Below are 19,622 nucleotides of genomic sequence, written 5' to 3'. Positions count from 1 at the left end.
GACCTCCTAAATTAAAACAATTATATTGAAGCAAAAATTAGGAGGGGAATATGAATTTTGCGAATATAATCGATTTTATTCGAGCAAATCTTCAACAGATTTCACATGCCTATTATGAACAGATAAAGAAAACTGAGCTGATGAAAAACTACCAAAGACTTTCTGAAAAGGAAGTAATAGCGCGTGAAGAACGGGTATTCGAAAATTTAATCGAATGGCTTCAGACTGGTGCTTCTAACGACAAAGCCGAAAAATATTTCGAAAAGGTAGGTGCCGAAAGATTTAAAGAAGGTTTTCCTCTTACCGAAGTAAATTATGCGCTTTATATTACTAAAAAAGTTTTCTGGAGTTTTATTGCCTGGAAAAAAGAGCTTTTTGGTTTAAGTGATGAAGAGGGTGAATTCGACTTCTCCCAGATTATGGAATACGTAACAATATTAAACAACTTTTTCGATCTGGGTAATTTCTATATTATTCGGGGTTATATTGGAGAACTATTTGAACAACTGGAAGACTCGGCAAGCATGAGCAAAGAAGAAATTAAAAAAATTCTGATGCACGGAGCTTTCGACAATAACGATTTCAATAAAGACGAAATTATCTGGCATCATATTTAACGGCGCAGAATGCATGCTGAGGTCTTGCCTTTTTATATTTGTTTTTTATGAACATTAAAAATGCCTTTATTTACATACCCGACGTTGAGATACATAAAAAATCGATTAGTCTTAAAATTGGCGAAAGCACTTTGTTGGATCTAATTCACGCACGCCTCGAATCGCATTTCGAAAAAGTTGATATTATTGCTTCAAAAACACCGGTGGAGATATATAATGACTATTCCGTAATAAAAAACAAAGCCGAAGCACTCGGGATGGTATCGGCAATCTACACTGCCTTGAATCAAGTCGACGCTAACGAGATTTTTTTGACAAGTTGTTTGCTTCCCTTTATTACTGATGGTTTTATTAAATTCATGAAGTCAAAAAAGGGTAATCTGTTGGTCTCATCGGGAGATAAAATTTGTTATCAAACAGGAATTTATTCAAGATCCATTTTACCTTTGTTGAATCTAATCGTAGAAGATAATATTAATGCCATGAAATTATACGATGGGAAAAAAGAATTTACGTTTCACTTTGAAAATTTTATCGACAGAATTGCAGCGGAGATAGTCGACATCAGTTTCGAAAAATTTTATTTCCGCGACCTATTATTTGAAATAGAAAAAGAGACGGACCTCGATTACGTCCGCGAAAATTTATTTTGAATCATACGAGATCAAAATGACAAGAAGAAAATTCTTTAAAATGTTAAATAAAATCTTCGGCCTTTTCCTAATACTTTTGACTGCTCTAGTAGTGGATGATAAACGGAAACGGTATGCTGTCAATAAGATATTTATTCCTGATGAATTGAACGAAGGTGTCAATTTCATTGGAAATGTTATCGTAATTAAACAGAGTAAAAGTATTAATGCATTTGAAGCAAGGTGTACACATCTTGGTTGTTTATTAAATAGAAATATCGACAATAAAATTGTATGCAATTGTCACGGTTCCGAATATAACTTTGGTGGAGAGGTAGTTAAAGGACCGGCTGTCAAATCATTAAATAAACTCGTAATTCACTCTGATAAAAACACGAAGAAACTCTACGTTTATGTCTGAACAAAAACAATATTTGAGAGTTTTTGGAATTACATTCGGTCAGCTTGCTTTTGGCATGTTTTTGATAGCAGTAGTAAGTGGTATACTGCTTGCTATACCTTACGATGTTATGAATCCGTACGAATCGGTAACTCAAATATTATTGTTGCCCCGCTTTAATTTTTTACGAAGTCTCCATTACTGGAGTTCACAATTTTTTCTTGTCTTAACCATAATTCATTTTTGGGACCATTTGAGATTGTCGACTGAATACAGAGTGCCAAAAAATGTGTGGCTCAGGCTTACGCTTAGTATAATTCTCGTGATATATCTAATGTTGAGCGGTTTTATACTCAAGGCCGACGCAGACGGTCTTCAAGCTCATAACATATTTAAAACCCTACTCGAGAATATACCAATAGTTGGTACCCAAATATCATTCCTATTTATGGGCAGTTTCGACGACCTGCAACTACTCTATATTAACCATGCAGCTACTGCAACAGTATTTATGCTGTTGTTTATAATAGAACATGTAAAAAGTTTTTGGCCTCAGTCAAAATCAATTTTTTTTAGTCTCATATCTGTTATTATAATCGCATTAATCTTACCGCCTGTAATACACGATGGATTTAACCCTGTTGTTAAAGGACCATGGTACCTGGTGGGAGTTCAGGAGTTTTTGCACTGGCTAAATTATCCAGTAATTTTTCTGGTTTTCGTTGTGTCTTTCCTGCTGATAATTTACCTGCAGCGGATATTTCATAAGAAAATCAATCTCTTTTTTAAAAAAACGCTGGCGTTTTTTTTCGTCGTTTATATAATACTTTCGATAATTGGATTTTATTTTAGAGGGGAAAATTGGCGTTTCGAATACGCCTTGAACGATAAATATAATTTCACTTATAATAATCCTATTTCATTAACAGATTTATTTTCGGTAACTGATACGATATACCAAAAGCTCAGCAAAGTCGGGAATAGATATGAAAGTTGTATCTCATGTCATTCCGAAGTCGAAGGATTTTCCGAAGCGCACAGCATTACCGCACTGGGTTGTTATTCATGCCATCGCGGCAATCCATTTAGTTTAAAGAAAGAAGATGCCCACGAAAATATAATTTTAATACCAGGCAATCTTTCAAACGCCGGGATTACTTGCGGCTCTCCACAATGCCATCCGGACATTGTACGACGTGTAAATAGTTCGATAATGACTACATTAAGCGGGATGGTAAGTGTAAATAAATTTGTTTTTAATGAATCGACCTCGCCTGATTCTCTAAGCCATATTTCGGAAATCGGATTTTCGCCAGCAGAAAGTCACCTCCGCAATTTATGCGCTTCGTGTCACCTGGGCAACGAAAAAACAGAATTTGGAGAAATAGACGAAGAATCGAGAGGAGGCGGATGCCTGGCTTGCCATCTGAGTTATACGAAGAATTCTGCCGAAGAATTAAAATTGTTTACTAAAAATAAAGTCGGATTCATAAATAAATTTCATCCGACACTTAAACTTCCAAATAGCAACAAAAATTGTTTTGGGTGCCATTCAAGGTCGGGGAGAATTTCTACGAATTATGAAGGCTGGGCAGAAATAAACGAAACAACATTAAATGAACCTATCGAACTGCGTCAATTGAAAGATGGAAGGGTCTTTAAAAAAATGTTGCCAGACGTCCATTTTGAAAAAGGTCTTTTATGCATCGATTGTCATCTTTCTGCAGAAGTAATGGGAGACGGAAATTATTACACTCATAAAGAACTTCAAACCGAAATACAATGCCTTGACTGTCATAACAATGGTGAGCGCAAAACAGTTACGGTAGACAACTTTGATTACGAATCTCAAAAAATTTCTGAACTGAGAAATTTTGACAATTCGAAAAACTATCTTCTTACGGGGAAAAATAGTTTACCAATCCCGAATGTTTATATGGAAAACGGTAAAGTAATGTTGATTAAGAAAGCAAATGGTAACATTGCGGAAGCTTTGCCACCATTAAAACAATGCATCAAGGATAAGGCTCACAAGAACCTCGATTGTCAAACATGCCACACATCATGGGCTACGCAATGTATTGGATGTCACACCGAATACGATAAAAGCTCAAGCGCCTATGACCACCTCGAAAAGAAGTTTTCCTCAGGAGAATGGATCGAACATGCAGGTGAATATTTGTCTGAACCTCCAGTTTTAGGTGTTGCCGAATTGAAGAATGGTAAGAAGATAACGACATTTGTGCCTGGAATGATTATAAGCATTGACAGGGATAACAAAAGTCAAAAAGATGAAATTATTTTTAAGCGATTATATGCACCTGCCTTTTCACATACCATACGTAAAGAATCCAGAAGTTGTGAATCGTGCCATCTCAATCCGCTATCTATTGGTTACGGCAGGGGAAAATTAGAACTTAGCAAGTCGGGTAAATGGAAATTTTCTCCTTTGTATGCCTCCTCTGTTTATGATAATTTACCGCAGGACGCCTGGATTGCATTCTTAGCCGAGCCGAAGTTAGTTGCTACGACTAGGAAAAATTATCGTCCATTTAATCTCGAAGAGCAAAAGAAAATATTAAAAGTCGGGGCATGTTTGACTTGCCATTCATCCGATTCCCAAATAATGAAAAAATCTCTTGAAGATTTCGATGCCCTGCTCAAGCAGATCTCGCCGAAATGCATAATACCCAATTAACTGAAAGCTTTGTGATAATTTAGAACTCGAAGAAATTATGCGCATTATCAATTCGGGTGCTACTCAAATAGAATAAAAAGAGCAAAGGTCTTTTATTTCTCAAACTCAGAATTCCTTAATATCAAAAATTCTTAATTACGGCAAAAGCTATATCTAAAAATCTAACTACAGCATATTTATAAATGGCAAGATTATTGATATTTATAAATATAGATTATTTAGAAAAAAAAATGATTGAGCAAATAGACAGGTACGAACCAATTTTTCCGATAGGTACAGCTGCCAAAATAATTGGCATTTCGGTTCACACATTGAGAATGTACGAAAGAGAAGGTTTGATTATTCCATATAAAAAAGAATCGAAACAACGCCTCTTTTCAAAAGCTGATATCGAAAGAATTGAATGTATTCGAAAAGCAATCAACGATTCTAAAATTAGTATTAACGGAATTAAGAGCATTTATTCTTTAATTCCTTGCTGGGAAATTGTCAATTGTTCTGAAGAAGATAGACAGAACTGCAAGTCATATAAATCACATGGGGAACCTTGCTGGAATATAACGCATCCACGTACAATGTGCGCAGAAAAGGATTGCAGAAAATGTGATGTATATAATAAGTACACCCAGTGCGGTGAAATAAAAGAATTGATTAAATCGATATCGAGGTAACAAATGAATTCGATTTCAAGAAGACGCTTTCTTAAAATAACGGGATTTAGCGTTGGTGCTGTTGCGGCGGCAAGCACTTTGAATCCCGTGATTAAAGGAGCCGCAAAAGTTGACGAAAAAAAATTGAAAGGCGTTAAAAAAATTCCGACTTATTGTGATATCTGTTTCTGGAAATGCGCCGCAATTGCTTACGTTAAAGACGGTAAACTCTGGAAAATTGAAGGTAACCCAAAAGACCCGTTGAGCAATGGCAGATTATGTCCCAGGGGCACTGGCGGTATAGGTGCTCATTACGATCCCGACAGGCTTAGGGCGCCTTTGATCAGAACGCGCGAACGTGGAGAGGAAAAATGGAAAGAAGTAACCTGGGATGAAGCGCTCGATTTCATCGCTTCAAGAATGAAAAATATTAAAGAAAAATACGGACCAGAATCAGTTGCAATGTTTTCTCACGGAATTGGTGGTACATTCCTGAAGCATACTTTACAAGCTTACGGTGCAATTAATTTCGGAGCGCCTTCGTTTGCTCAATGCCGGGGTCCGCGCGATGTCGGTTTCGAATTAACTTTCGGCGATGCAATTGGTTCGCCCGAAAAAACTGATATCGAAAATGCACAATGTCTTGTTCTGATCGGTTCTCATCTGGGTGAAAACATGCACAACACTCAGGCACAGGAATTTGCAAGAGCAGTTGAGAAAAATGCTACAATTATTGTCGTTGATCCCCGTTTTTCTGTAGCTGCTTCGAAAGCTAAATACTACTTACCAATAAAACCTGGAACAGATACGGCACTTTTACTGGCATGGATGAATGTTATTGTTTCGGAAAATTTATACGACAAAGAATTCGTCGATAAATATGGATTTGGTTTCGAACAGTTCAGAGAAGAAATAAATCAATACACTCCCGAATGGGCTTATCCTGAAACTGGAATTGAGCCTGAATTAATAAGAAAAACTGCCCGTACTATGGCAATGTTCAAACCGGCATCGTTAGTCCATCCAGGACGCCATGTAACCTGGTATGGAAATGATACCCAGAGGATGAGAGCAGTAGCATTATTAAATGCTTTGCTCGGCAACTGGGGCAGAAAAGGAGGCTTTTATTTCCCGGCAAAATTCCCGATTCCTCCCTATCCCTATCCTCCATATCCGAAACCCACTAAAGAGAAACTCGATAATCCGAATAATAAATTCCCATTTGCCTCAGAAGAGATCACAACAGGAATTCGAGAAGCTACAATAACTGGCAAACCGTATCCAGTAAAAGGCTGGTTTGTTTATGCCACCAATCTAATCGATGCATTACCGAATCAAGAAGAAACTATTAAAGCAATTCAAAATCTCGATCTTTTAGTGGTTGTAGATGTGATACCGAGTGAAATTGCTGGCTGGGCTGATGTTGTTTTGCCCGAATCGATCTATTTAGAACGATACGATGATCTTCATACGTCGCCGTTTAAAGTACCTTTTGTTTCGTTAAGACAGCCGGTTGTCGATCCTCCAGCAGATCAAAAACCGAATTGGTGGATTGCAAAAAAACTGGCTGAAAAATTGGGACTTAATGAATATTATCCATGGAAAAACATTGAAGAATATCTCGATTATAGACTTAAAAATGTTGGGCTCAGTCTCGATCTGCTAAAAAAAGAAGGTGTTATTACAGCCGACGATCAGCCGATTTATATCGAGGAGGGTATACAGCCAGAATTCTACACACCCTCAGGAAAAGTGGAATTTTATTCTGTTCAATTATTGCAAGCAGGGTTTGATCCGGTTCCAAGATACGAAAAACCAGAAGATCCGCCTCCGGGATATTATCGACTGTTATTTGGCAGATCGCCTGTCCATTCGTTCTCCAGAACTCAATCAAATCCAATTTTAATGGATATGATGGAAGAAAATGAAATCTGGATCAATAGCGATGTTGCAAACAAATGGGGTCTTAAAAATGGTCAGTACATTCGCCTTAAAAACCAGGACGGTGTTTTGAGCAATAAAATAAAAGTAAAAGCCACCGAAAGGATAAGACCGGACTCCGTCTACATGGTTCACGGATTTGGTCATAATTCACGAATGCTTAAAAGAGCATATCTGAAAGGAGCCAGCGATTCGGAACTTATTACTCGCTATAAAACCGACCCCTTGATGGGTGGTACCGGAATGAATGTCAATTTTGTAACTTTTGTGACGGAGGTTTAATATGGCTCGTTATGCGATGGTGATTGATACAAAAAAATGCGTTGGATGCATGGACTGTGTAGTAGCTTGTAAAACTGAGAACAACGTACCCGAAGGATATAACAGGGATTGGATTGTACAGGTAACAACTGGCAAATTTCCGGATGTTCATTTAGAGATTCAATCGCAGCGCTGTAATCACTGCGATAATACACCGTGTGTTTCTTGCTGTCCAACTGGTGCAAGCCATGTCCATGATGTCGGCAACGTTGTACTCGTCGACCACGATATGTGTATCGGCTGTAAAGCCTGTCTGGCTGCCTGCCCTTACGATGCTCGTTTTATCCATCCGGATGGGTACGCCGACAAATGCACATTTTGCATACACAGAGTCGAAAAAGGAGAAGATCCAGCGTGCGTTTCGGTTTGTCCTACTCATTGCATGTATTTTGGCGATCTTGACGATCCTGAAAGCGAAGTAAGTAAATTACTTGCTTCAAGACAATATCATACTCTCTTGCCAGAGGCAGGTACGAAACCTCGTATTTTTTATTTAATCTGAGGAGTTTATGCAGGAATTAACTACTACCCGTCATAATTTTCAAATCGACCCATATACGCATGTATGGGGGTGGGAAATACCAGTCTATCTATTCCTCGGCGGTCTTGTCGCAGGAATGATGATTATATCTGGCTACTTTTTATTCAGTAAAAGATATAAAGAAACAAACTGTTCATGTTACACATTACCTTTAATAAGTTTATTACTTCTGAGTCTCGGCATGTTTGCTCTCTTTTTAGATTTGGAACATAAGTTATATGTATGGAGACTTTATACTACTTTCCGAATTACTTCGCCAATGTCGTGGGGAGCGTGGATCTTAATTCTGGTCTACCCCGTTATTATTGCAAATTTGTTGATGGGACCGCCTAAATTTTTTGTCGATAAGTTCCCGGCTCTCAATAAAATTACAACATATATCAACTCCCATTCACGATTGATACAAAACATAGGAGTGGCAAATATGCTACTCGGCGGGATGCTCGGAATTTATACCGGCGTTTTGTTGAGCACTATGGGTTCACGGCCGCTGTGGAATACTTCGATCTTGTCGGTATTGTTTCTTGTATCGGGACTTTCAACTGCTGCTGCATTTGTGCATATGATTGCAAAAAATGTTTATGAAAGGGAACTACTGGCAAAAGCAGATAACGGTTTTCTTACGATGGAACTATTTGTAATTTCACTGATGCTTATTGGTCTTTCTACATCTTCGGCCGTTCACATTGAAGCTGCTAAACTGTTAATCGACGGAATTTATGCACCTGCATTTTGGGTATTCATCATCGGCATTGGAATTGTTATCCCGCTTATTATACAATTGATGGCTGTTAATCATAAAGTTAAACATACGCCTGTTGCTCCTATTCTGGTAATTATTGGAGGACTTATTCTTCGGTTCATTATTGTTTATGCTGGTCAATACAGCCATTATTTAAATGCACACTTTAAGTAAGACATTGTAAAGGAGAAACTAAATGGAGACTGTAACAGGAATATCCCCAAAATTAAGTGAACAAACCGCCGAAAGAACCTTTAAATCAAAACCGTATTCGAATCCATATTTAGTAGGATTCGGATTGGGACTGGTGCTTCTATCAGCATTTGTAATAATGGGAAGAGGATTAGGAGCTTCAGGTGCAGCTTCAACTCTTGTTGCTGTTGGAGTTGCAAAAGTTGCCCCCGAACATGCATCCCAGAACGAATTCTATAAAAATTATCTGGGGGACAGCAATACAAATCCGCTCAAGGATTGGTTAGTCTTCGAAGTAATAGGTGTGGCTATTGGTGGATTTCTATCGGGTACTCTGGCACATCGTGTCAAAAAAACAATTGAAAAAGGTCCGAATGTAAGTAACAGGACACGATTGATATATGCTTTTGTTGGAGGTGCAATTATGGGTTTCGGAGCTAAACTGGCACGCGGATGCACCAGTGGTCAGGCGCTTACAGGTGGAGCTCTATTAAGTCTCGGAAGCTGGGTCTTTATGCTGGCAGTTTTTGCCGGTGGATATTTAACTGCATACTTTGTAAGGAGACAATGGTTATGATGCCCTTTTATAAATTCGATTATTTCGGATTCGATTTCAGCCTCGTTGTCGCTTTTGTAATCGGAATCGGCTTCGGATTTGCCCTCGAACGAGGCGGATTCGGAAATGCAAGAATTCTTGCCGCTCAATTTTACCTTTATAATATGCGTGTCCTCAAAGTTATGTTTACAGCCATTGTGACTGCTATGCTCGGATTATTTTATCTTGCATGGATCGGCTGGCTTGACCTTTCACTTGTCTATATTACCGATACTTATCTAATCCCTCAATTGGTAGGTGGTTTGCTGCTCGGTATCGGATTCGTTATTGGCGGCTATTGCCCCGGCACTTCGATTGTATCCTCGTCAACTGGTAGAATTGACGGGATGATTTATTTACTCGGAATGTTATTTGGCATTTTCATCTTCGGCGAAATTTATCCGTTTATAGCAGACTTTTATAATTCAACTGCGATGGGGAGTGTTACCCTCTTTGATTTTCTGGGACTTTCGCACGGAATGGTTGTCTTCTTGGTTGTTGTTATTGCAATTGCCGCTTTCCTTCTAGCAGAGTGGACCGAAAAAATAATGAAAACTAAATCCGGGAGAGAAATAGAATGAAATCTTGGTTGAATAAAATTTCGACTCCACAGAAACTTGCTTTTATAGCATTTATGCTAGGATTCTTTGCCATGATTATCGGTAATCCTTCGGATAACAGACACGTGAAAATAAATGCAAAGGAGCTTTCACTCGAACTGAGAAAAGAAAAAAATATTGTCAAACCAGTTGAACTTGCAGATTGGATTATTAAAGGAAAAGTCGATTTTACTCTTATTGATGTCAGAAACGAAGATAAATTTAATGAATACCATATTCCCGGTGCTATGAATGTTTCATCAGAATCGATACTGGAAGCCGGCTTAATGAAAAACGAAAAAATATTAATTTATGGCGATGATGATATCCTTACGGCAGAAACCTGGTTCTTACTTAAGAGCGCCGGTTATAGAAAAGTTTATATCTTGAAGGATGGAATGCGGGGCTGGCAAAATAATGTTCTTTATCCCACTTTAAGAGCCGACGCCTCCGATCAAGAGAAAAGTGAATTCGAGAAACTAAAACAGGTAAGTTTTTATTTCGGGGGCGAACCAAGAATTGCCTCAGGCGAAAATGGAACTGTGTCTGTCACCAGGCCAACAGAGCAGAAGTCGTTACCTAAGCTAACCCTGCCTGCGGCAAGTATGAATAAAGCTGGCGGAAAGAAAAGAGAGGGCTGCTAAAATTCTGAAAGAGTTAAAATTAGAATCCCACGCTACTGTGGGATTCTTTTATTCCAGTAGTTTAATTCCTTCCTCAGGCGGCAATTCTTGTACGTCCTTTAATTTGCGCTCGATTTTACGCGTCGAACGCGCAGCTTCTTCGATTTTATTGGAAGCTTCTTGTAGCTTTTTCTGAGTAGCTTCTAAAACTGTTCCGAATTTTCCAAATTCTGTTTTCACGGCTGCAAGAATTGACCAGACCTCGCTTGAACGTTTTTCAATTGCCAGCGTTCTAAAACCCATTTGCAAACTGTTCAACAATGCAGCAAGTGTAGTCGGTCCAGCTATGGTAACTCTGAATTCTCGCTGAAGACTTTCTGCAAGTCCTGGTCTTCTTAAAACTTCGGCATAAAGCCCTTCAATAGGTAAGAACATAATTGCAAAATCCGTTGTGTGAGGCGGGTCGAGATATTTGTCAGCTATCTTTTTTGCTTCATTCTTTATGGTATTTTCAATTCTCCTGGATGCGTCATTTATGCCTTCGATATCTGCCGATTCCTGAGCTTCGAGTAATCTTTGGTAATCTTCTATAGGAAATTTAGCGTCGATGGGAAGCCATACGATCTCATCTTTTATACTGTTTTTTCCAGGCAATTTTATGGCAAATTCGACTTTTTCGTTGCTCCCTTTTTTTGTCGAAACGTTTTTTTCATATTGTTCTCTGGTGAGTATCTGGTCGATTAAATTCTCGAGCTGAATTTCTCCCCACGTTCCTCTGGTTTTAATATTTGTGAGCACGTTCTTAAGATCGCCAACGCCTCGAGCTAATTCCTGCATATCTCCCAGACCTTTATAAACCTGCTCAAGTCGTTCGCTTACTAATTTAAAAGATTCGCTGAGCCTTTTTTCGAGTGTGCTTTGCAGCTTTTCATCTACGGTTAATCTCATCTCTTCGAGTTTTTTTTCATTGTTTTGAATTATCTCCTTCAACTTTTCGTCCACTCTGGATTGCAGTGTATCAAATTTTTGTTCGTTTGTCTGTGTTAACTGGTAAAGTTGTTTTGCAAAGAGATCGAGTTGATCTTTTTGCATCTTTGCGATCTCAAAAAATCTTTCGGATAAATCTCTGCTAAAACTTTTAATCGAAGAACTTATCTCCTCCCGTTGCATTTTAAGACTTTTTGAAACTTCGTCTCGGTTGCGAGCAATTTCGTCCCTGAACGATCGATCGATTCTGTCGAGCTCCTCCTTTATTGGTTCTTCTTTTGTTCCTGATAATTTTTTTAGTATCAATAAGAATAAAACTACAACTGCCAAACCAAATAGTATAAGTGTAATTTCGCCCATCTTTATTCCGCTGTTTTATATTATGCAACATAAAAAAAATGTCGTTAATATTAAATTTGACGATAACAGACTTGTTATTTTTTTATTTTTTGGATTGTTATTTTGAGGCGCAATGATGAAAAAATTGAAAAAACATTTAATTGGTTGGACAATTTTTTTGATCCTTACTCTCGTGGTAATTTCTCTTGTGTCATTTTTTATGATTAAGAGAACTCTGCCTCGATATGACGGAACTGTAGAAAATAATCGGATCGAATCAGACGTGATTGTATATACTGATTCGATGGCAGTGCCAATGATTATTGCCAGAAGTCAAGAGGATGCCGCTTATACACTTGGATATCTACATGCTCAAGAAAGATTATTCCAGATGGATATCGGACGCAGAGCAGGAGAAGGCAGACTTAGCGAAATATTCGGCGAAAAAACCGCAGCCTTTGACTTGATGTTTCGCACCGTCGGAATTGCCAGGAACGCATACGAATCTTATAAACGAATTGATCCGACTACGAAAAAAATATTGATTTCTTACTCAAACGGCGTCAATAAATATATCGAAGAATATAGAGGCAAATACCCGGTAGAATTTGGTTTACTCGGTTACGAACCGTATAGATGGAGACCTGAACATTGCTTGATAATGGCAAAGATGATGGCATGGGAATTAAATCTCAGCTGGTGGTCAGACGTGGCTTTTGCACACATAGTACAAAAATTAGGTAAAGAGAAGGCAACGGAGCTATTGCCTAACTACCCTGAAAATGCTCCTTTCATAATTGATGACCGACTTAATAGATACTCTGAAGTACCTCTTGCATTAATTAAAACCGATAGGGAATTTAGAAATTTTATTGGCTTTAACGGTACTCACATTGGCTCTAATAGCTGGGTAATTTCGGCAAAAAGGTCTGCAACGGGAAAACCAATTATTGCAAACGATCCACATCTGGCTTTTTCCGCTCCTGGTAAATGGTACTTTGCATTGATTAGATCGAATGAATGGAATGCCGAAGGATTTACCCTGCCGGGCTTGCCTTCTGTCGTTATCGGAAAAAATCGGAATATTGCATGGGCAATGACTAATGTAATGGCAGACGATTCCGATTTTTATATCGAACAAGTCGATACACTTAACAATCGTTATCTGGTCGACGGAAAGTGGCAGGAACTCGATACCCAAACGGATTCCATCTACATCAAAGATAAAGGCTTCTATAAATTCGTTATAAGAAGAACACATCGTGGACCGATTATTTCTGATATTCATCCATACCGTCTCATAAACAAAAAAAATACAAATCTCAAAATTAGTATGAGATGGACAGGTAACGATTTTACCAACGAAATGCTCTCTTCCATTTTAATTAACCGGGCAAAAAATCGAGAAGAGTTTGTCGCGGCTCTGAAATATTTTAATGTGCCAGGACAAAATTTTATTTATGCTGATAAAGACGGCAATATCGGTTACATCTGTGCAGTATTGTTACCGCTACGCAAGAATACAAGTCCGACATTGATATACGACGGAACAGTTGGAGACTCGGATTGGAGTGGTTTTGTTTCTTACGATTTTATGCCCCGACTTATTAATCCTGAAAATGGATTTATTGCATCGGCAAACAATAAAACAATTCGATCTTTCCCTTATCATATTTCGAATATCTGGGAACCATCGTCCCGTATTGAACGGATAACACAGCTGCTCGATTCCAAAAGATTGCATACTCCCGACGACTTCCGAAATTATCAAATGGATTTTGTTTCGCCCTATGCTAAGTTTGTTACAGAAAATTTATTGAAAGCCTTTCAAAAAGTAAAAGTAAAGGATGCTAATCTTATGCTTGCACTCGATCTATTGCAAAACTGGGATTATAATATGCATCCAGGCAGTCAAACTCCAGCAATTTATTCTACTTTTCTCTATTTTCTTATTAAGAATACTTTCGAAGACGAATTAGGAACAGAGCTGATTAAAGAATATGTTATGCTTGCAAATGTACCTTACAGAAAAATTTACGAATTACTTGAAAAGGGTGATAGTTTTTTATTCGACGACCTTAAAACTTCCCGCATCGAAAATAAAGACGATATATTACGAAAAAGTTTGGTCGATGCTCTAAGCTATCTTGAAACTAATTACGGAAAAAATCCTGTGAATTGGCAATGGGGAAAAATGCACACCGTTACGTTCAAGCATCTGTTCCATGGAGTTTCATCGTTAATAGACAAGTTAATTGACATAGGGCCATATTCAATAGGTGGTGATGGCACTACAGTTTTTAATACTGAATATTCTTTTGTAACATTGTTTGATAATGGACAAACAGAATTAATTAAGAAAGATAAGCCGTTCGAAAATATTTTAGGCCCATCGATGAGATATATCTACGATTTTGCAAATCCGGACTATATTAAATTTATAATGCCGACGGGTCAATCGGGAAATTTTATAAGTCCTCATTATAAAGATATGACTGAGAAGTGGTTAAAGGGAAAGTATCATATCGTTCCAATAAATGAAAAAGAATTTGAGATGAAATCAGTTCATAAGTTAATATTGAAAGCAGGTCAATCTGATTAGCGTATATAATTAATTCTAAAAATAGTAAATTTGTTAGAACAAATTAAGCAGGATAAGATGAAAGTAATAGAACATCTTGAAAAATCAAAAGACACATTGATTAGCTTTGAAATTATTCCTCCCAAAAGAGGAGGGGATATTAAAGAGTTATTAAATGTTCTGGATGATATAGTCAAATACAATCCCCCGTTTATAGACATCACAAGTCATCCGGCAGAAGTTATTTATGAAGAGACTCCGAGCGGCGAAATTAAAATGAAAGTAAAAAGGAAAAGACCTGGAACGCTTGGAATTTGTGCTCTAATCCAGAATAAGTACAACATCGACGCCGTGCCTCACGTGCTGTGTACCGGATTTACTAAAGAAGAAACTGAGGATTTTTTAATTGAGTTACATTATCTCCAGATTGATAATGTGCTCGCAATTCGAGGAGACGATAATGGTTTTAGAAAACCATTGAAGTTTGGTCGAAGTGTTAATGAATATGCGATCGATTTAATTAAACAGATAAACGATTTAAATAAAGGGAAATATCTCGAAGAAGGATTACTAAATGCCGAGCCGATGGATTTTTGCATTGGTACAAGCGGCTATCCCGAAAAACATTATGAGGCTCCAAATCTCATTTCAGATATTAAATATACAAAAGCCAAAATTGAAGCAGGCGCTTCGTATATTGTAACTCAAATGTTCTTTGATAATAAGTATTATTTCGACTATGTAAAACTTTGTAGACAGGAGGGTATCAACGTTCCGATTATCCCAGGATTGAAAATCATTACATCCAAAAAACACGCTTATTCTTTGCCAAAGAACTTTTTCATCGACATCCCCAAAGAATTGTCAGAGGAACTTGAAGCTGCCAAACCGGAACATGCACTTGAAATAGGTATTAATTGGGTATACAAACAAGTAGAAGAATTGCTTAATAATAATGTTCCGGCAATCCATTTCTATATAATGCAAAATTCAGAACCGATTAAATTATTAATGAAGAAATTAGGTTTCTGAAATGCCTACGCCAAGAAATATTAATCTAAAGGTACCTTTACCCCGTAAACTGAGATGGGGGGTAGCAGGGTGTGGTTCTTTTTTGGAAAATGTTTTTTTGCCTTCCCTTCAAATTGTAAAAAGAAGTCGATTAATCTCGGTTTACAGCCATAGTTTAGATAGAGCTCACGAAATCGCCTTGAAGTTCGGTGCTCCGAATTTTTTTGACGATTATCAAAAATTCTTAAATTCAAACATCGATGCTGTTTATATATCCAGTAGAAATAGCGACCATTATTATCAAGTGATCGAAGCTGCGAAAGCAGGCAAGCATGTATTCTGCGAAAGACCAATTGCTCTTAATTCTACTCAAGCTGAAGAAATGGTCAGGGTTTGTAAAGAAAATAATGTTCAGTTTGCTATAAATCATATTCATCGTTTTCATCCATTGATATTAAAAGTTAGAGAATTAATCGATAAAAATATTTTAGGTAAACTTGTCTCAATAAATGCTTCGTATCATATCGATATGCCACCGGCAGATAATTTCAGATTTAAAAAAGACCTGAGTGGAGGAGGAGTACTGAGGGATACTGGCGCGGTCGTTATCGATTTAATGCGTTATTTTGGTGGTGAAGTATCCGATATAAAAGGGATTATTGATAATGTTATATATAAAAGCGAAGTGGACGATTTTGCGGCAGCAATTTTTAGATTTGTAAACGGGGGATATGGAATTTTTAACGTGTCTTACGATACAAAAAAACCGTTTATTCGTCTCGATATTATTGGACTAAATGGTATAATAAATGTTGAAAGTAATATTGATAAACGAAATCTTGTTACTAAAATTACGATCGATCTGAAGGGACAGGCTAAAATGGTATTCAGAAAAAAATTCAATAAGATTGCTTTCGTCATCAGGTCGGTGCAAAAATCTTTCTTGAACAATAAAATTCCCTTAGTAAGCGGTGAAGACGGTATGAGTAATATTCGTATAATCGAAAAAATCGAAAGTCGACCTTAATGCGTAGTCACCTCTATGCTAAAATCAAAAAACGTTCAGTTAAAATTAATAAGTATGCATAGAAACTCCATAGAATTAATGATATAAAATGGTATACACTTATGCAAAATTCCGAAATTAAAATTGTACTACTTGTCGGTGGTGTATCGACTGAAAGAAAAGTTTCAAAGGCAAGCGGTAAATCAATTTATTCTGCTCTTAAGAATCTCAATTATAATGTAAGTCTAATTGATCCCGCTTACGGTTTGACTCAGCCAGCAGAGGAAGAATTATTTTTCGCAGATGAAGACGTGGCTCCTTTATCCGTCCAAAATTACATTGACATTGTTAATTCTGAAGCATTTGATAATATCGATGTAGCTTTCCTTGCATTGCACGGCAAATGGGGAGAAGACGGTCGTATACAATCTTTGCTTGAAATGAGAAATATTAAGTATACCGGCTCGGGAGTGCTGTCCAGCTCGCTTGCTATGAATAAGTACATGGCAAAAATTATGTTTCAACATTACGACGTAAAAACTCCACGATGGTTTATAGTATCACGAAAAGACAACAACGTAGAATTAATTAAGAAGAAAATTGAAAAATTTTTCGGTCTGCCATGCGTAGTAAAACCTAACGACGAGGGATCTACTGTAGGAATTTCAATCTGTCGTGAATACGTTTCGCTGGAAGGCGCAATTAATAGGGCTTTCGAATATTCCGACAACGTTTTAATAGAAGAGTTTATTCCGGGTAGAGAACTTACAGTAGGAATTTTTGAAAACAGGGCATTGCCTGTACTCGAAATAATTCCACGCTCAGGATTTTATGATTATGAATCAAAATATACATCAGGCAAAAGCGACTATATAGTGCCGGCCAATATTCCTGAAAATGTTGCACGACATATTCAATCTCAAGCTTTGCTTGCTTATAATTCTGTCGGATGTAGACAATACGCCAGAGTCGATTTCAGAATGACTGAAGATTTCAAAGCCTACTGCCTTGAAATCAATACACTTCCCGGAATGACTTCGACAAGTTTATTCCCTAAGATGGCAAATGCAATTGGTATATCGTTCGAAGAGTTGATCGATAGAATTGTTAAATCTGCGCTGACATGAATAAATATAAAAGTAAGCTGATAAATTTTCTCGTCCTTTTGCTTTTTGTGCTGTTGCTTCTTTATTTATTGTTAAATGAAAATGGTATCATTAAGTATCTTAAACTGAGAGGTGAGATAACTGAGCTGGACAATAAAATTTACCAAGCAGAAAAAACCTTATATGATTTACAGAAAGAAATTGATTCACTGAAGTATAGCCTCCGAACTATTGAAAAAGTCGCTCGCGAAAAATACCATATGCACAAACCATACGAACAGGAAATATTAATCGAAGAAGATGAAAAATAAAACAGAGATACCAAGAATTCCGTTAGCTGAAAGGATGCGCCCACATAGTTTGGATGAGTTTATTGGACAAGAACATCTAGTTGGAAAAGATAAGCCGATAAGAGTAATGATCGAGAACAAAATTCCTGCTTCGTTAATTTTGTGGGGGCCTCCAGGATCAGGTAAAACGACGCTTGCGATAATTCTTGCCGAAACTACAAATTCCGATTTTTTCCAGCTCAATGCAATATCTTCGGGAGTTAAGGATTTACGTCAGGTAATTGAAAAGGCAAAAGATAATTTTCTCTATAACAAAAACACCTTGTTGTTTATTGATGAAATTCACAGATACAACAAATCACAACAGGATGCATTACTTTCATCCGTTGAAAAAGGCGAGATAGTCCTGATAGGTGCAACTACTGAAAATCCTTCGTTCGAAATCATACCGCCTTTAAGATCACGCTTGAGAATTTTCGTATTGAATGAATTGAGCAAAGACGATCTAATTAAAATTCTAAACAGGGCGCTGGAAAAAGATGAATTTTTGTCGTCACTGAGAATCAAGATAGAAAATCCCGACTATTTAATTATCGCATCAGGTGGCGACGCCAGGATGATGCTTAATATTTTGGAGGCAGCAGTACTGCACGAAATAGACAAGGAAGAAATATTAATTACCAGAAAAGTTGTTGAAAACGTTTTACAGAAGAAAAATATTTTATACGATAAATCGGGCGAGGAGCATTACAATCTAATATCGGCTTTTATAAAAAGTATACGTGGCTCCGACCCGGACGCAGCAGTTTATTGGCTTGCTCGTATGCTCGAGGGCGGAGAAGATCCAATGTTTATTGCCAGAAGAATGGTTATTCTGGCGGCTGAAGATATAGGCAACGCAATGCCAAATGCCCTTATATTAGCAGAAGCTGCATTTGAAGCTTGCCATAAAATTGGAATGCCAGAAGCCAGAATTATTCTTTCCCAGTGTGCTACTTATTTGGCTTCGGCTCCTAAGAGTAATGCAGCTTATTTAGCTATTCAGGAAGCACAAAATGACGTTAGAAATCTACCTCTTTATCCTGTCCCTTTTCATCTTAGAAATGCCCCAACAAAATTAATGAAAAATCTCGGTTACGGAAAAGAATATAAGTATCCGCACGATTTCCCCGCTCATTTTTTAGAAGAAAATTATCTACCTGAAGAATTGAAGGGCAAACAATATTATCATCCTACTGAAAACGGTCTGGAAAAAAACATTAAAGAAAGACTAAGTTTGATCTGGAAAAAACTGAAAAAATACTAAACACTCATAAATATTTTGCCGGGTAATTGCTTAACCAATCCTTTGAATTCCAGCGACAAGAGATGAATTAGGCATTCAGAAGTATTCATTGAAGCCCTGTTTGCTATTATATCGATTTGAAGAGCCTCGTTGCCGAGTGCCTCAAGTATTTTTTGTTCAAACAGGGATAATGAAATATGCGAAGTTTTTTCACTTGTCTTTTTTTGTAAACCAAGCTTATTGCTTAATTCTTCAATTATGTCTTCTCCAGATAAAACTAATTTTGCTTCACCTTTTTGAATTAATAAGTTAGGTCCTTCGGATTGAGGAGAATTGACGTTCCCAGGCAGAGCGAAAATTTCTCTGTTTTGGTCGAGTGCATATGCAGCGGTTTGCATTGCTCCTCCATTTGTCCTTGTCTCAATTACCAGGACTCCCAAACTTAATCCGGATATAATTCTGTTGC

19 protein-coding genes (1 of these 19 running past the window's edge) are annotated in these 19,622 nt (G+C 37.5%); 17 read left to right on the top strand and 2 right to left on the bottom strand.

Annotated features, from left to right (window positions below; translation table 11 throughout):
* The first annotated feature begins 50 nt into the window (after positions 1-50).
* The 11 genes from ACUN8G_RS06125 (at position 51) to ACUN8G_RS06075 (ending at position 10,572) form a co-directional block, all read left to right on the top strand.
* Positions 51-617 (top strand): hypothetical protein, encoded by a 567-nt coding sequence (locus ACUN8G_RS06125; RefSeq protein WP_437346485.1) that lies wholly within the window; start codon positions 51-53, stop codon positions 615-617.
* A gap of 47 nt (positions 618-664) precedes the next feature.
* Positions 665-1,270 carry an NTP transferase domain-containing protein gene (locus ACUN8G_RS06120; RefSeq protein ID WP_437346486.1) on the top strand — a complete coding sequence of 202 codons (606 nt, stop codon included), beginning with the start codon at positions 665-667 and terminating at the stop codon, positions 1,268-1,270.
* 16 nt (positions 1,271-1,286) lie between these two features.
* Positions 1,287-1,670: a QcrA and Rieske domain-containing protein gene (locus ACUN8G_RS06115; protein ID WP_437346487.1), complete on the top strand. Its 384-nt coding sequence runs from the start codon at positions 1,287-1,289 to the stop codon at positions 1,668-1,670.
* Positions 1,663-4,347: a hypothetical protein gene (locus ACUN8G_RS06110; protein ID WP_437346488.1), complete on the top strand. Its 2,685-nt coding sequence runs from the start codon at positions 1,663-1,665 to the stop codon at positions 4,345-4,347. Before ACUN8G_RS06115 ends, ACUN8G_RS06110 begins: the two co-directional genes overlap by 8 nt.
* 230 nt (positions 4,348-4,577) lie before the next feature.
* The gene (locus ACUN8G_RS06105) at positions 4,578-5,018 is read left to right on the top strand and encodes a MerR family transcriptional regulator (protein WP_437346489.1); all 441 of its coding nucleotides are present in this window, start codon (positions 4,578-4,580) and stop codon (positions 5,016-5,018) included.
* A gap of 3 nt (positions 5,019-5,021) precedes the next feature.
* Positions 5,022-7,220, top strand: a complete 2,199-nt coding sequence (locus ACUN8G_RS06100; protein WP_437346490.1) for a molybdopterin-containing oxidoreductase family protein — start codon at positions 5,022-5,024, stop codon at positions 7,218-7,220.
* A 1-nt stretch (position 7,221) separates the two neighbouring features.
* Positions 7,222-7,761, top strand: a complete 540-nt coding sequence (locus ACUN8G_RS06095; protein WP_437346491.1) for a 4Fe-4S dicluster domain-containing protein — start codon at positions 7,222-7,224, stop codon at positions 7,759-7,761.
* Positions 7,762-7,768: 7 nt separating this feature from the next.
* On the top strand, positions 7,769-8,716 hold the full coding sequence (gene nrfD, locus ACUN8G_RS06090) for an NrfD/PsrC family molybdoenzyme membrane anchor subunit (protein WP_437346492.1): 948 nt from the start codon (positions 7,769-7,771) through the stop codon (positions 8,714-8,716).
* A 22-nt stretch (positions 8,717-8,738) separates the two neighbouring features.
* Positions 8,739-9,311, top strand: coding sequence for a YeeE/YedE thiosulfate transporter family protein (locus ACUN8G_RS06085; RefSeq protein WP_437346493.1), 573 nt, complete (start codon positions 8,739-8,741; stop codon positions 9,309-9,311).
* Positions 9,308-9,910, top strand: a complete 603-nt coding sequence (locus ACUN8G_RS06080; protein WP_437346494.1) for a YeeE/YedE thiosulfate transporter family protein — start codon at positions 9,308-9,310, stop codon at positions 9,908-9,910. Before ACUN8G_RS06085 ends, ACUN8G_RS06080 begins: the two co-directional genes overlap by 4 nt.
* Positions 9,907-10,572, top strand: coding sequence for a rhodanese-like domain-containing protein (locus ACUN8G_RS06075; protein ID WP_437346495.1), 666 nt, complete (start codon positions 9,907-9,909; stop codon positions 10,570-10,572). Before ACUN8G_RS06080 ends, ACUN8G_RS06075 begins: the two co-directional genes overlap by 4 nt.
* A gap of 48 nt (positions 10,573-10,620) precedes the next feature.
* Here ACUN8G_RS06075 and ACUN8G_RS06070 read toward each other — a convergent pair whose 3' ends face one another.
* Positions 10,621-11,898, bottom strand: coding sequence for a DNA recombination protein RmuC (locus tag ACUN8G_RS06070; RefSeq protein WP_437346496.1), 1,278 nt, complete (start codon positions 11,896-11,898; stop codon positions 10,621-10,623).
* A 112-nt stretch (positions 11,899-12,010) separates the two neighbouring features.
* Between ACUN8G_RS06070 and ACUN8G_RS06065 the strand changes: the two genes are divergently transcribed.
* The 6 genes from ACUN8G_RS06065 to ACUN8G_RS06040 all read left to right on the top strand — a co-directional run bounded on the left by ACUN8G_RS06065 (position 12,011) and on the right by ACUN8G_RS06040 (position 19,177).
* Positions 12,011-14,479: a penicillin acylase family protein gene (locus tag ACUN8G_RS06065; protein ID WP_437346497.1), complete on the top strand. Its 2,469-nt coding sequence runs from the start codon at positions 12,011-12,013 to the stop codon at positions 14,477-14,479.
* A 57-nt stretch (positions 14,480-14,536) separates the two neighbouring features.
* A complete protein-coding gene (locus ACUN8G_RS06060; protein WP_437346498.1) occupies positions 14,537-15,490 on the top strand; it encodes a methylenetetrahydrofolate reductase in 954 nt (317 codons plus the stop codon).
* A gap of 1 nt (position 15,491) precedes the next feature.
* On the top strand, positions 15,492-16,496 hold the full coding sequence (locus ACUN8G_RS06055) for a Gfo/Idh/MocA family protein (protein ID WP_437346499.1): 1,005 nt from the start codon (positions 15,492-15,494) through the stop codon (positions 16,494-16,496).
* A gap of 101 nt (positions 16,497-16,597) precedes the next feature.
* Entirely contained in the window at positions 16,598-17,602 is a 1,005-nt protein-coding gene (locus tag ACUN8G_RS06050; protein ID WP_437346500.1) for a D-alanine--D-alanine ligase family protein, read from the top strand.
* Positions 17,599-17,892: an FtsB family cell division protein gene (locus tag ACUN8G_RS06045; protein WP_437346501.1), complete on the top strand. Its 294-nt coding sequence runs from the start codon at positions 17,599-17,601 to the stop codon at positions 17,890-17,892. The genes ACUN8G_RS06050 and ACUN8G_RS06045 overlap by 4 nt, the downstream gene beginning before the upstream one ends.
* Positions 17,882-19,177, top strand: a complete 1,296-nt coding sequence (locus ACUN8G_RS06040; protein ID WP_437346502.1) for a replication-associated recombination protein A — start codon at positions 17,882-17,884, stop codon at positions 19,175-19,177. Before ACUN8G_RS06045 ends, ACUN8G_RS06040 begins: the two co-directional genes overlap by 11 nt.
* Here the strand turns inward: ACUN8G_RS06040 and dprA are convergent.
* A protein-coding gene (gene dprA / locus ACUN8G_RS06035) for a DNA-processing protein DprA (protein ID WP_437346503.1) crosses the window boundary here: on the bottom strand, positions 19,174-19,622 show its 3' end. 673 nt of this gene lie beyond the right edge of the window; 449 of the gene's 1,122 nt are visible here — the last part of the coding sequence; its start codon lies beyond the right edge, outside the window — the gene reads right to left on this strand; its stop codon occupies positions 19,174-19,176. The two genes, ACUN8G_RS06040 and dprA, sit on opposite strands and share 4 nt — an antisense overlap.

The organism is Melioribacter sulfuriphilus (assembly GCF_052656625.1).
This window is presented reverse-complemented; position numbering and strand designations above follow the sequence as displayed.